An 11,588-nucleotide genomic window follows, 5' to 3' on the forward strand; every position below is an offset into this window, starting at 1 on the left:
CTATCTCAAACAAACTATAACCCTCAACTTTACATAGAGACTTGGTGGTGACCTGGAGCGGTGATGTGGAATCGAGTGCGCCGCTAGCCGATGGTGGCTTGGTACGCCGCGGCGTCAAGCAGCGCGTCGATCTGGGATTGGTCGCCGATCTCGATGTCGACCATCCAGCCGGCGCCGTATGGGTCCGAGTTGACCGACTCCGGCGTGGAGTCGAGATCCTCGTTGCGACCCACGACCTTGCCGGTGATCGGCGCGAACAGGTCCGACACGCTCTTCGTCGACTCGACTTCACCGAAGGTCTGTCCCGGTTCGGCCGCGTCGCCGACCTCGGGCAGTTGCACGAACACGATGTCCCCAAGGGCTTCTTGTGCATAGTCGGTGATGCCGACTCGAGCGACACCGTCCGGAAGGTCACCGCCGACCTTCACCCACTCGTGCTCAGTGGTGTACTTGAGGTCTTCGGGAATCATGTGTAGCTCCTTGGATCTAGTCAGGTGAGAACTCTGGCTGCCGCTATTTCGACGGACCGGCCGGCTCAGCGTAGTCAGGCTTTTGCGGGTCTCGCAACGCGGTGATATCGATCTTGCCCGACTGGGTCACCGTCACAACGCCGCCGACCAGCTTGACACTCGAGACGACTCCACCGGGAATCGACATCGCCGCGCCGATTGTCGCAGGGTCGCCGATCGCGAGTACGTCGACCGGCATCTTCACAGGACTGCCGTCGACAACAACCGCGCCGTCCCCGCCGGTGATGGCGCTGGTCACCCCGATCCGCACGGTCCCGACTTGGATGGCCTCGGCGCCGGCGGCCCGGAGCTCTTGGATCACATTGAGCATGACGTCGGGCGACAACGCTGACTTCGGGTCGGTGATGTGCAACGTGATGCCGGGCCCGGTCGCGCCGACCGTGCCGGCGAGAATCGCCAGTTGTGCGGCCTTCTTCTGAGCCTGTTGCTCGGCGGCCTGAGCCTTGTCCCCACCCGACGAGAGATCCTGCTGAGTGTTCTTCAGGTCGGTGATCTCGCCCTGCAGCCGCTGCTCACGTCCGTCCAGATCGCTGAGGATCCGGACAAGATCTTCCTGTCGAGCGCCGGCGAGGTTTTGGCCGGCGGCGGAGTTTTGGCGGACTTGTACGGCGACCGCGAAACCGAGCAACACGCACAAGATGCCGATCGCAATCCCGGCCCTGCTACCGAGTTTGGCCGACCGCCGCGTGGTGCGAGCCGAGTCCTCGGAAATGGTCTCGTCGGCGGAGTGGTCGGCAGCAGAGTCGTCGGCAGCCGAGTTGTCGGCAGCGGACTCTTCGAGAGCGTGCTCGTCGGGGTCGGGATTTGTGTCGTCCCGTGAGTCCTCGCTCATGCTCGGAACACGTGCCGTCTGATCGCCGCAGCGTTGCCGAAGATCCGGATACCGAGCACGACGACAACTGCCGTGGACAGCTGCGCGCCTACCCCCAGCTTGTCGCCGATAAAGACGATCATCGCGGCGACGACGACGTTGGACACGAAGGACACGACGAATACCTTTGCGTCGAAGATGCCGTCAAGGCGGGCGCGGATCGCGCCGAACACCGCATCAAGGGCGGCGACGACAGCGATAGGGAGATAGGGCTGCAGCCAGATGGGCACGGTCGGGTCGAACCACAGACCGAGCCCGATGCCAATAAGCAGGCCGAAAGCGGGTATCACTTGGCGCCCTTTCCGATCGGGGTGGCGACTTGCGCGGTTGGCGGCAGTGCCGGTTTCAGGGTTAGTTTGTCGGACGTGTCGATGCTCAATCCTGCCTGATAAACGCTGCGGTATGTCGAGAGTCGGCGACCGACTTCGGAGCTGGCAAACGTCGTTTGCATCTTGTTGTCCGGTCCAATTGCCTCGACCTTGTACGGGCTGGCCACCGGCAGGAAGTCCACGAGTACGGCGCCGCCCGCCTGTCGGATCGCGGTCGTGGGGCCGAGTCGCTGGCCATTGACCGCGATAGCCTCGGCGCCACCTTCCCACAATGCATTGACGACCCGCTGCAGGTCGCGGTCGGTGATCAGCGTATTGATCGCCGGCGCCTGCGTCTTGCCGCCGACAGGATCATTGCCCTCGGCAGGTTTGGGGTCCGACACGGTGATCACCACCCCGGGACCGGTGACTTTCGACTGGGCAGACGCCGTCTCCAACGCGTTGAGTGATTCGAGTAATTGTGAGCCGGCCGCGGACTCCGTTAGCAGCTTGTCCCGCGCGGCGTTAACCGAGGCCGCGAGAGTCTCGCTTTGGCTCTGAAGCTTGCCGACGTACGCCTGCTGATCGACGACCTTCGCGGTCAGCTCGTTGCGGGCGAGCCGTTCGCTCGGGGCCTGGCGGGCGGCATTCTGGTACGCGATTCCCACGAGCAGTCCCGCCAGCACCAGACCGACAACCACCAGGGTTGTCTCGCGGCGACGCAACCATCGGCGTCGAGGTTGCTCGGTCCGCTCAGCACCGGCGACTGCCTTTTTGCGCTCGGCGGCCTCGGCGTACGCCGGATCGAGGGTGTCATCGAGCAACGCCTTAAGCATGGCGCCGGACATGTCACTGAAGACCTGGCCGTGTTTGTGCACCTTGCGACCGAACGTGGGTGGCGGCCTCACTGGCTGCGCCGGGCGGGATGAGTCCTCAGCCATCAGACGGTCGCGCGTTCCTTTTGGACCAGCGCGAAAACCTGCATCACGTAGACGATGCCCGCCCAGACGTACAGGGCGCCGCCCCAGATCATGAATGCGTAAGCAATCGGCAGAGCAACATGTGCGACGGCCGAATCGCCTTGTGCCAACAACAGCAACGGAAACGCGTACAGCAGACAGAACGTCGCCGCCTTGCCCAGGTAGTGCACCTGCAGTGCCTCGTATCCGTAGCGGCGAAGCACGAGCAGCGCAGTCCCGGTCATCGCGTCGCGCAGCAGCAGGATCGCGACCAGCCACCAAGGCACGATGCCGCGGATCAAAAACGCGATCAGCGTGGAGAGAATGTAGAGCCGGTCAGCGGCCGGGTCGAGGATCGTGCCGAGCTTGCTGGTCTGGCCGAGCAGCCGCGCCAGCTTGCCGTCGGCCCAGTCCGTCGCGGCCGAGACTGCGAGCACGACAATTGCCCATCCGTCGGCCTGGGGGCCAAGCAATAGCCACAGGAACAGTGGTACACCGAGCAGCCGCAGGACACTCAGCAAGTTGGGAATCGTCCAGATCTGGTCCCCTGGCTCCGCTGGTGCGGACCCGGACTCGTCTGCGCGCACGGTCACTCAGCCGACCTTCGTCGGTAGCCTTCGCAGTCCAGCAACGCCGTTAGCCCGCGGGGAGGTAGTCGGCGCGCAAGAGGATGGTCCACTCCCGTGGCCCCTTACAGGTCGCCCCGTCTTGGAGGTTGTATGGGTCGTTCTTCAACAACTCCGTGGCCTCGTCGAGGTTATCGGCGTAGTAGACGACGTACCCCTGGCTCTCGTCGGCCAGCGGACCGGAGAGGAGAACCTTGCGCTGGTCGAACAAGGTCCGCAGATAGTCACGATGTGCCATGCGCGCTGCGTCGCGCTTCTCCGGTCCCTTGTCGTAGACATACTCGCCAATAAAGTAGGGCATGGTCACTCCAGTCTTCGTAGTTAGTGACACTCAGTGGTTGGTCATAGTACGACGATACGTCGCGGTTCCCTTGGCGTGCACCGTATCTGGCTGCGACAGGACCTGCAGTTCGGCTCCGCTCGTGTCGGCCGACGGTCGACCGGTCACGAGCACCGGCTCGCCGACGAAGACCGGGCTGAGGACGCGATAGTCGATCTCGGCCAATTCGAGGGCCGGATCATGCCTGCGAGCCAAGCCGGCCATCTGCAACGCCAATAACGGACCGTGTACGACGAGCCCGGGATAGTGCTCGACGTCTTCGGCGTACGGCCTGTCGTAGTGGATGCGGTGCGAGTTGCCGGTGACAGCGCTCAGCCGGAACAGTCGGATCTGGTCGGTCGTGAGCCGGAACTGCCAGGGCAGGTCGGAATCCGGGTAGTCGACCGGTCGCGGGCCCCAGGCGGGTCGCGCCGCGTCGTCGTCACCGATTCGGTACACGTGGTTTTGGAGCTCGCTGATCAGCGTTGTACCGGCCTGCACGTAGTCGTAGCGGACGCTGGCCAGGATCATGTCGCCACTGCGCCCGTGCTTGACCTGTACATCGGTCAGCGTGCCGGTCCGTGTCGTCTCGGTATTCAGACGCAGCCGGCCGTGAAGGGTGACGTGGCCGCCCGCCCACATCCGCCGCCGATTAGGCAATGGCGGCAGGAAGTGGCCTTCGGTCGGGTGCCCGTCCTCGCCCAGTGCCCGCTGGGCCGGCCAGGTGGTGAAATAGGCCCAATGCCACAGCGGCGGCAGCGTGCCATCGCTGGAGGAATCGTCACCAGCGTCCAGGATGTCCCGCAGGAGTGCGGCTGCCTCAGGACGCAGTGGGTCGACGTCGGTGATCGCGCCGGGCGCCCAGCCGTCGATGTACTCATCCAGCGTCTTGTGCGCCATCTAACCGAGTCCTCCTCGTCGCGATATCCAGCACCGGTAGCGTACGGCGACCAGCACCTCGAATGGGTGACCGGCTACCAGGTGTCGACGAACGTGCGTCGAGTCCGGTCGGGTGACACCGGCGGCATCGCGCGCGCGATCCACCTACGAGTGGCGGCAGGGTCGATCACGTCGTCGATCTCGAACACCGCGGCTGCGTTGATGCCCTTCCCGATTTCGTAGTAGCGGTCGACCATCTTGTCGAAGTAGCGCTTCTGCTCTTCGGGGTCGCTGATCGCCTCGATCTCGTTGCGGTAGCCGAGCCGTACGGCGCCTTCAAGACCCATCGCGCCGATCTCTCCTGTGGGCCATGCGATCGCGAACTCGGGCGCCTTGAAGCTGCCGCCGGACATCGCCATCGCGCCGAGGCCATAGCCTTTGCGCACGATCACCAGGCCCATCGGCACTGTAAGGTTGGCGCCGCAGACGAACATCCGAGAGAAGTGCCGCACGGTCGCGTCCTCTTCCGACTCCGGCCCGACCATGAACCCCGGGGTGTCACACAGCGACACCACTGGCAGCCCGTGCGCGTCGCACAGCTGCAGGAACCGCGCAGCCTTGTCCGCGGCCTCCGCGTCGATCGCACCGCCAAGATGCGCCGGGTTGTTGGCGATCAGACCCATCGGCCGACCCTCGATCCGGATCAGCGCGGTGACCATGCCGATACCGAAGTCGCGGCGCAGTTCGAGCACCGAGTCGACGTCGGCCAGCCCGTCGACAACATTGCGAATGTCGTAGACGCGGACCCGGTTTTCCGGGATAACGTGCCGCAGCGCTCGCGCGTCCGGCTCGGTCCAGTCCGTGGTCGCGCCTTGGAAGTAGGACAGGTACTTCTTCGCGACGGCGGTCGCTTCGGCCTCGTCTTCGACGAGTACGTCGATGACGCCATTACGCGTCTGCACGGAGGTCGGGCCCACCTGTTCAGGAGTGACGACACCGAGGCCACCGCCCTCGATCATCGCCGGGCCACCCATCCCGATGTTGGCATCGCGCGTGGCGATGACGACGTCGAGACAGCCGAGGAACGCCGCGTTACCGGCAAAACAGCGACCGGCGACGATCCCGACAGACGGCACCTGCCCACTGAGCCGGCCAAGCGTGTGGAAGGACATGACGTCCAGCCACGCGACCTTAGAGGTGTCGGTGTCACCGGGGCGCCCACCGCCACCCTCGGCGTAAAACACGATCGGCACGTCCTGGCGCTCGGCCATCTCAAACATGCGGTCGGTCTTTTGATGGTTGTGCAGCCCCTGGGTGCCGGCCAGCACCGTGTAGTCATAGGACAGCACAATCGCGCGCGCATTGTCCTCCCCGACGAGGTCGGCGTTCACAGTCGCGGTCCCGCACACGAGACCGTCCGCCGGCGTGTTTTCGATCAGATCGTCGACGGACCGTCGCTGCCGCTGGGCGGCCAGCGCCAGTGCGCCGTACTCCACGAAGGAGCCGTCGTCACAGAGGTCGGCCAGGTTTTCACGTGCGGTGCGGTGGCCGGTCTTGCGACGTCGTGCCACGGATTTGGGTCGGCGCTCGTCGAGACCGATATCGTGCCGCTCGATCACCTCGGCCAGGTCGGGCCGTATTTGATCAAGGTCGACCGTGGTCTCCTGCACGCTGAGAGCCCCGGACGCGTCGTGGTGCTCCTCGGTCTCAATGCGTAGCAGCGAGACCCCGCCGCGCACGGCGTCGCCCTGCTGCGCGGTGATCTCACGAGCGACGCCGGAGCGATCGGCGGTAATCACGTGCTCCATCTTCATGGCCTCGATAACGAGCAGCGGCATGCCGACCTGGACACGGGCCCCTTCGGTTACCTCGACCGAAACGACGACCCCCGCCAGGTGTGAGGTCACCGAGTCGGCGCTCACGATCGACGTGTCCTCCACAGACGCCGGCACGCGCGTGGCGCGCCCGGTAACCCGGCCCATCTGCGACGCCGATGCCAGCAGTGTGTCTCGATCGGCATCGACGTACGCCGTGGACGCCGCGCCGGTCGTGAACTCGGTGCTCGCCAAGATCGCCTGCAGGAAGGCGATGTTGGTCTCGAGCCCATCGATGACGAACTCTCGCAGGGCACGCGAGTTACGGCGTACGGCACCGTCAAAGGAGGGCGCCCTCGTGATGACCTTGGCGAGCAGGGAGTCGTAGCGCGGGTTGGTCGCCATCCCGACGTACCCGGCGTGATCGACCCGCACGCCGGGTCCGGACGGTACGTCGAAGACGGACAGCTCGCCGCTCGACGGCAGCACCTCGGTGCCGTCGTAGCTTTCGGAGTTGACGCGCGTCTGGACCGCAAAACCTTGGGGTGTCAACGATTTCGCGAGCCCGACGTCCTCAAGGCGGGCTCCGAACGCGATCCGAATCTGCGCGGCCACAAGATCGACGCCCGTGACCTCCTCGGTCACTGTGTGCTCGACCTGCACCCGCGGATTGGCCTCCATGAACGTCACCGCCGTGGCCGGATCCGTCGCGTCCATGTCCACCAGGAATTCAAATGTGCCGAGAGTCTGGTATTTCACGCCGGCGGCCAGCGCCTTGGCCGAGGCAAGTATCTCCGAGCGCACCGCGTCATCAAGGAACGGGCTCGGCGCCAGCTCAACTAGCTTCTGGTGGCGGCGCTGGATGGTGCAGTCCCGCTCCCCCAGGTCAACGACGTCAACGCCGTCACCGACGATCTGTACCTCAATGTGCCGCGCTCGGGTGATCAACTTCTCGACGTAGAGGTCCGCACTGCCAAACGACGCGAGTGCCTCAGATGCGCTGCGGTCAAATGCCTCGGCGAGATCGGCCTCGTCGAGCACTCGACGTACGCCTCGACCGCCACCACCCGCGATGGCCTTGACCATGAGCGCACCATGGTCGTGCATGAACTCGCGGGCCTCGTCCAACGATGTGGCCCTGTTGGTGCCGGGCAAGACGCGCGCCCCCACCGAGATCGCGAACTCGCGGGCGCGCGTCTTGTCGCCGAACAGGTCGAGCGTCTGCGCGGACGGGCCCACGAAGGTCAGACCGGCCTCCGAGCAAGCGCGGGCCAACGCCGCGCTCTCGCTGAGAAACCCGTAGCCGGGATGAATCGCGTCGCAGCCGGCGGCGACGGCGGCCGCGACGAGTCCGTCTACGTCGAGGTACGCCGCCGCGCCAGTGCCGTTCAGGGCAACCGCACGGTCCGCCAAACCGACATGCATCGCGTCCGCATCGTCATCGGCGTACACCGCGACGGACTCGATGTCGAGCGCCGCGAGGGCCCGGATTACCCGAACCGCGATCTCTGCGCGATTGCCTACAAGTACTGCCATCTGCCGTGCTCCTCATCGCCGTACGTCGTCGCCCAGACAACGTGTCTCGGTCCAGAGGGACCTGCCCGTTGACATTGACGTCAGTGTCAATAGGCTAGTGAACATGCCAGGGGCAAAACAAGGGTGGGCGGCACGTACCAACCGCCAGCCGCACGATGGGGACCGACGCCAGGAGATTATCCGCGCGGCGCGTGCCGTGTTCGCCAAGCTCGGCTACTCCGGTACGACGGTCGCCGACATCGCCACCGAAGTCGGCATCTCCCGGGCCGCCTTCTACGTCTACTTTGCTTCTAAGGCCGACGTTTTCGCCGCCCTGGCCCGCGCTGTGCGCGACGATCTGATTACCGCCCAAGACGTCGACCCGGCGGCCGGGCTCACCGATACCGCCATCTTCGAACAAGCGACAGTCGCCTATCTCAAGGCCTACACACGCAATCTTGCACTGCTCACTGTGATCGAACACTCGGCCATCTCCGACCCGCAGGTGAGCGAGACCTGGCGAGAGATCAGCGAAAGACCCGTCAAACGCGCGACGCGTTACATCGAACGCGCCATAGCCAACGGTACGGCCGCCCCCGCCGGATCCTCGGATGTCATCGCCGAGGCGCTGATCGGTATCGTCGCGCAGTTCGCCCGCATTCTCGAGAAGTCACCGAGGCGCCGCGAGGACCTCGAACACGACATCACCCGGATCTCGACCCGTCTGGTCGGCCTGCCGACGGCCGCCGGGCTATCGAACGTTCGAACCGTCAAGCGTAGAAAGGCCACAGTCCGATGAACATCGACGATTACCTCACCGAGGCCCGACGTCGCGCGGACGCGCGCTGGCCCGCCGACGTACCCCGCGAGGTGCAGTACCCGCTCGGCGAGATCTCCATCGGCGACCACCTACGACACTGGGCCCGCGAGACCCCTGACGACGTCGCGATTGCCTTCTATGGCACGGATATCACGTGGGCGCAGTACGACGAGTTGTCGGATCGAGCCGCCGGCTGGCTCACCTCGGTCGGCGTAAAGGCCGGTGACCGAGTCGGCGTTTACTTGCCAAACTCGCCGCAGTTCCTCATCGCGTTTGCCGGGATCATGAAGCTTGGCGCAGTACATGTGCCGATCAATACGATGTTCAAGGAGCACGAGCTCGAACACGAGTTGAGCAACGCCGACGTGAGCGTGCTGTTCGTGCTCGACTCATGCCTGGACGTCCTGGCCAACGTGATCGATAAGACCAATGTGCGTGACGTGCTGGTGACCTCGGCGTACGCCTTGGCGTCGGACAATTCACCGGTGCCTCTTCCTGACGCGCCGGCGGCGGTGCCCGTCGAGCGGTTCGCCGATGCTGCTACCTGGGACGACCTGATCGCCGCCGACCGCGCGCCCGCGCGGAATGTTGATCTCGATGCGCTCGCGGCGCTGAACTACACCGGCGGCACCACGGGCCTTCCTAAGGGCTGCGAACATACCCAGCGACACATGCTTTATACCGCGGTCACCACGAATGCCGGCAACGGCATTCCACAGCGGTCGGTACTGCTCTGCCACGTGCCCATTTTCTGGATCGCCGGCGAAGATGTAGGCATCCTCATGCCGATTGTCAGCGGCTCGACATCCGTGTTGCTCGCACGCTGGGACGCAGCAAGCGTGATCGCGCTGATCGATCGTTACAAGGTCACGATGACCCTCGGCACGGTCGACAACTACATCGAGATCGCCGAGCACCCCGCCACGGCCGACCACGACTTCACCAGCCTCTCCCAACCGTTGACGATGTCATTCATCGCGCGGCTCAGTCCCGAGGTGCGCGAGCAGTGGCGCAAGGCCACCCGTAGCGACGGCATCCTGCGCGAGATCGCCTTCGGGATGACCGAGACGCACACGATGGACACCTCGACGTACGGCCTGCAAACGGACGATTGGGACTTGCGGGGAGAGCCCGGAATGGTCGGATTACCGATGCCTGGTACCGACATCATGGTCGTCGACCCGGTTACGCACGAACCGCTGCCATTCAGGGACCGCGGTGACATCATCTTGCGCAGCCCCGCCGTGATGAACGGCTACTGGCAGCGGCCGGATGCCACCGCCGACGCAATCAGAGATGGCTGGCTGCATACCGGCGACAGCGGATTCATCGACGAGGCTGGCTGTTTGCACTACCTTGCCCGCGAGAAGGACATGATCAAGGTGAGCGGGATGAGCGTGTTTCCTTCCGAGGTCGAGACCTTCCTATGTCGGCATGACGCGGTCGAGGTCGCGGCCGTCGTACCTAAGGCCGATTCTCGGCGCGGCCAGATACCCGTTGCGTTCGTCAAACTGGTCGAGGGTGCGCAGGTGACAGAGGACGAGCTTCGGGACTGGGCAAAAACACAGATGGCGACCTACAAGGTGCCGGTCATCCAGTTTGTCGATGAATATCCAATGACGACCACCGGAAAGATCAAAAAGGCCGAACTCGCCGCCTCGACTGACTAGTCTCGGTCAGGTAATTTCCTCTTAACGAAGCGAGGGAGACGCGGTGAGCGACACAGACGACATCAAGGCCTTGACGTTGGAGTACAAGCGGGCCGCCGACGCCGGTGACGCGCGGGCGATGGCAGAGCGTATGTGTCCCGATGAGGCCGAGTTCTACCTCGACCAGTTCAATGAGGACCAGCTCAACAATGTCGTCGTTGACCCACCAGATGCCGGAGTCCTCTTCTTCGACATCGAGATCTGGGCCGACTCGGCGAATGCCCAAATCGCACCCGACAACTGCCCGGATCAGATTGGCACGCTCTACTACCGCAAGTACGACGATGGCTGGAAACTGTGCAACGGCGACGATGAGCACGACGAGGCCACCGCCTGGGCCACGGCCTGACGATCCGCGAGTTTGTACCGCCTAGCCCGGGTACGTCGTGCGCTTCTAGGCTCGCGCTGCGCCTCACGTATCGCTCTGGTCGGTCCGCGCTTCCGTCTCGCTGACCCTGTCGAAAGCGTGCTTTCGACGTACTTCCGGCTGGATCTACTGTTCAAATCGCGCTTTCGACGCCCGCCATCCGTCACAAAATACCCGTTCATCCGTCACAAAATACCCTGACATACATGGAAAGTAGCGAACCCAGGCCTTGCGCGAGTAGCCACTAGCGCAGTAAGATATAGCACATGAGTACGAGCGATGGAGTGAAGGAACGACCCCAACCCGGCGCGCCCACACCATCGATCACCAAAGCGGCGTCTTTCGCGGCCACCCTCACCCGGCTAGTCGAAATCGACCAGGACGAGGCACGGCTCTACCACGAGAAACTCACCCTGCGCGCGACCCTGCACTCGGTCGCGGACTACCAACTCCCCGACCAGGCCGCCGTCCCCGGTAGTACCCGTCCACATGCCCGCGCGCAGTGCGCGGACATCGGGTCCGATACGTGGCTGGAGAACATTGACCTCGCCGCCGCCGAGTTAGCCGCCGCGACGTGCGTGAGCGCCGGTACGGCGAAGAACCAGCTCGCCACGGCCAGCTACTACACCCGCCACTACGCCGTAGCGGTGGCCAGTCTCGACCCCGACGGAGACCCGTACCGCGGAATGAGCGCGCACAAGCTGGACCTGTTCACCGAGCACACCACCGACCTCACCGACACGGAGTTGGAGAAGGTCACTGCGCGGGTCCTGCTACACGCGCACACCGACACTCCCGGCCAGTTCGCGCGGCGGCTACGTAAGGCGGTCATCGCGGTCACCGGCACCACGAAACAGCAGGAACGCCGCGC

12 protein-coding genes are annotated in these 11,588 nt (G+C 64.4%); 4 read left to right on the top strand and 8 right to left on the bottom strand.

Features of this window, described 5'->3' with window-relative positions:
* Nucleotides 1-83: 83 nt before the first annotated feature.
* The 8 genes from gcvH to CLV47_RS15615 form a co-directional block, all read right to left on the bottom strand.
* Nucleotides 84-470, bottom strand: coding sequence for a glycine cleavage system protein GcvH (gene gcvH, locus CLV47_RS15580; protein ID WP_106349983.1), 387 nt, complete (start codon nucleotides 468-470; stop codon nucleotides 84-86).
* 43 nt (nucleotides 471-513) lie between these two features.
* On the bottom strand, nucleotides 514-1,362 hold the full coding sequence (locus tag CLV47_RS15585; RefSeq protein ID WP_106349984.1) for a DUF881 domain-containing protein: 849 nt from the start codon (nucleotides 1,360-1,362) through the stop codon (nucleotides 514-516).
* Entirely contained in the window at nucleotides 1,359-1,691 is a 333-nt protein-coding gene (locus tag CLV47_RS15590; protein ID WP_106349985.1) for a small basic family protein, read from the bottom strand. Before CLV47_RS15590 ends, CLV47_RS15585 begins: the two co-directional genes overlap by 4 nt.
* Nucleotides 1,688-2,650 carry a DUF881 domain-containing protein gene (locus tag CLV47_RS15595; protein ID WP_106349986.1) on the bottom strand — a complete coding sequence of 321 codons (963 nt, stop codon included), beginning with the start codon at nucleotides 2,648-2,650 and terminating at the stop codon, nucleotides 1,688-1,690. The genes CLV47_RS15590 and CLV47_RS15595 overlap by 4 nt, the downstream gene beginning before the upstream one ends.
* Nucleotides 2,650-3,261: a cardiolipin synthase ClsA gene (clsA, locus tag CLV47_RS15600; protein ID WP_238145460.1), complete on the bottom strand. Its 612-nt coding sequence runs from the start codon at nucleotides 3,259-3,261 to the stop codon at nucleotides 2,650-2,652. Before clsA ends, CLV47_RS15595 begins: the two co-directional genes overlap by 1 nt.
* A 43-nt stretch (nucleotides 3,262-3,304) precedes the next feature.
* Entirely contained in the window at nucleotides 3,305-3,595 is a 291-nt protein-coding gene (locus CLV47_RS15605; RefSeq protein ID WP_106350006.1) for a YciI family protein, read from the bottom strand.
* Nucleotides 3,596-3,625: 30 nt separating this feature from the next.
* Nucleotides 3,626-4,513, bottom strand: a complete 888-nt coding sequence (locus CLV47_RS15610) for an HTD2 family dehydratase (RefSeq protein WP_106349987.1) — start codon at nucleotides 4,511-4,513, stop codon at nucleotides 3,626-3,628.
* Between the two features lie 74 nt (nucleotides 4,514-4,587).
* The gene (locus CLV47_RS15615) at nucleotides 4,588-7,842 is read right to left on the bottom strand and encodes an acetyl-CoA carboxylase family protein (protein WP_106349988.1); all 3,255 of its coding nucleotides are present in this window, start codon (nucleotides 7,840-7,842) and stop codon (nucleotides 4,588-4,590) included.
* A gap of 103 nt (nucleotides 7,843-7,945) precedes the next feature.
* Between CLV47_RS15615 and CLV47_RS15620 the strand changes: the two genes are divergently transcribed.
* The 4 genes from CLV47_RS15620 to CLV47_RS15635 all read left to right on the top strand — a co-directional run.
* A complete protein-coding gene (locus tag CLV47_RS15620; RefSeq protein ID WP_170111106.1) occupies nucleotides 7,946-8,620 on the top strand; it encodes a TetR/AcrR family transcriptional regulator in 675 nt (224 codons plus the stop codon).
* Nucleotides 8,617-10,311 carry an AMP-binding protein gene (locus CLV47_RS15625; protein ID WP_106349990.1) on the top strand — a complete coding sequence of 565 codons (1,695 nt, stop codon included), beginning with the start codon at nucleotides 8,617-8,619 and terminating at the stop codon, nucleotides 10,309-10,311. The genes CLV47_RS15620 and CLV47_RS15625 overlap by 4 nt, the downstream gene beginning before the upstream one ends.
* A 43-nt stretch (nucleotides 10,312-10,354) precedes the next feature.
* Complete coding sequence (locus CLV47_RS15630; RefSeq protein WP_106349991.1) at nucleotides 10,355-10,699, top strand: hypothetical protein; 345 nt, start codon at nucleotides 10,355-10,357, stop codon at nucleotides 10,697-10,699.
* Between the two features lie 284 nt (nucleotides 10,700-10,983).
* Nucleotides 10,984-11,588 (top strand): hypothetical protein (locus tag CLV47_RS15635; RefSeq protein WP_146135404.1); only part of this gene is annotated, 605 nt, incomplete at its 3' end.

Origin of the sequence: Antricoccus suffuscus, assembly GCF_003003235.1 — a bacterium.
Taxonomy (GTDB): Bacteria; Actinomycetota; Actinomycetes; order Mycobacteriales; family Antricoccaceae; genus Antricoccus; species Antricoccus suffuscus.

Bases quoted from the DNA above. Each gene is read 5' to 3' on its own strand.
- gcvH (WP_106349983.1), bottom strand. From the start codon at position 470: ATGATTCCCGAAGACCTCAAGTACACCACTGAGCACGAGTGGGTGAAG.
- CLV47_RS15585 (WP_106349984.1), bottom strand. From the start codon at position 1,362: ATGAGCGAGGACTCACGGGACGACACAAATCCCGACCCCGACGAGCAC.
- CLV47_RS15595 (WP_106349986.1), bottom strand. From the start codon at position 2,650: ATGGCTGAGGACTCATCCCGCCCGGCGCAGCCAGTGAGGCCGCCACCC.
- CLV47_RS15605 (WP_106350006.1), bottom strand. From the start codon at position 3,595: ATGCCCTACTTTATTGGCGAGTATGTCTACGACAAGGGACCGGAGAAG.
- CLV47_RS15610 (WP_106349987.1), bottom strand. From the start codon at position 4,513: ATGGCGCACAAGACGCTGGATGAGTACATCGACGGCTGGGCGCCCGGC.
- CLV47_RS15615 (WP_106349988.1), bottom strand. From the start codon at position 7,842: ATGGCAGTACTTGTAGGCAATCGCGCAGAGATCGCGGTTCGGGTAATC.
- CLV47_RS15620 (WP_170111106.1), top strand. From the start codon at position 7,946: ATGCCAGGGGCAAAACAAGGGTGGGCGGCACGTACCAACCGCCAGCCG.
- CLV47_RS15625 (WP_106349990.1), top strand. From the start codon at position 8,617: ATGAACATCGACGATTACCTCACCGAGGCCCGACGTCGCGCGGACGCG.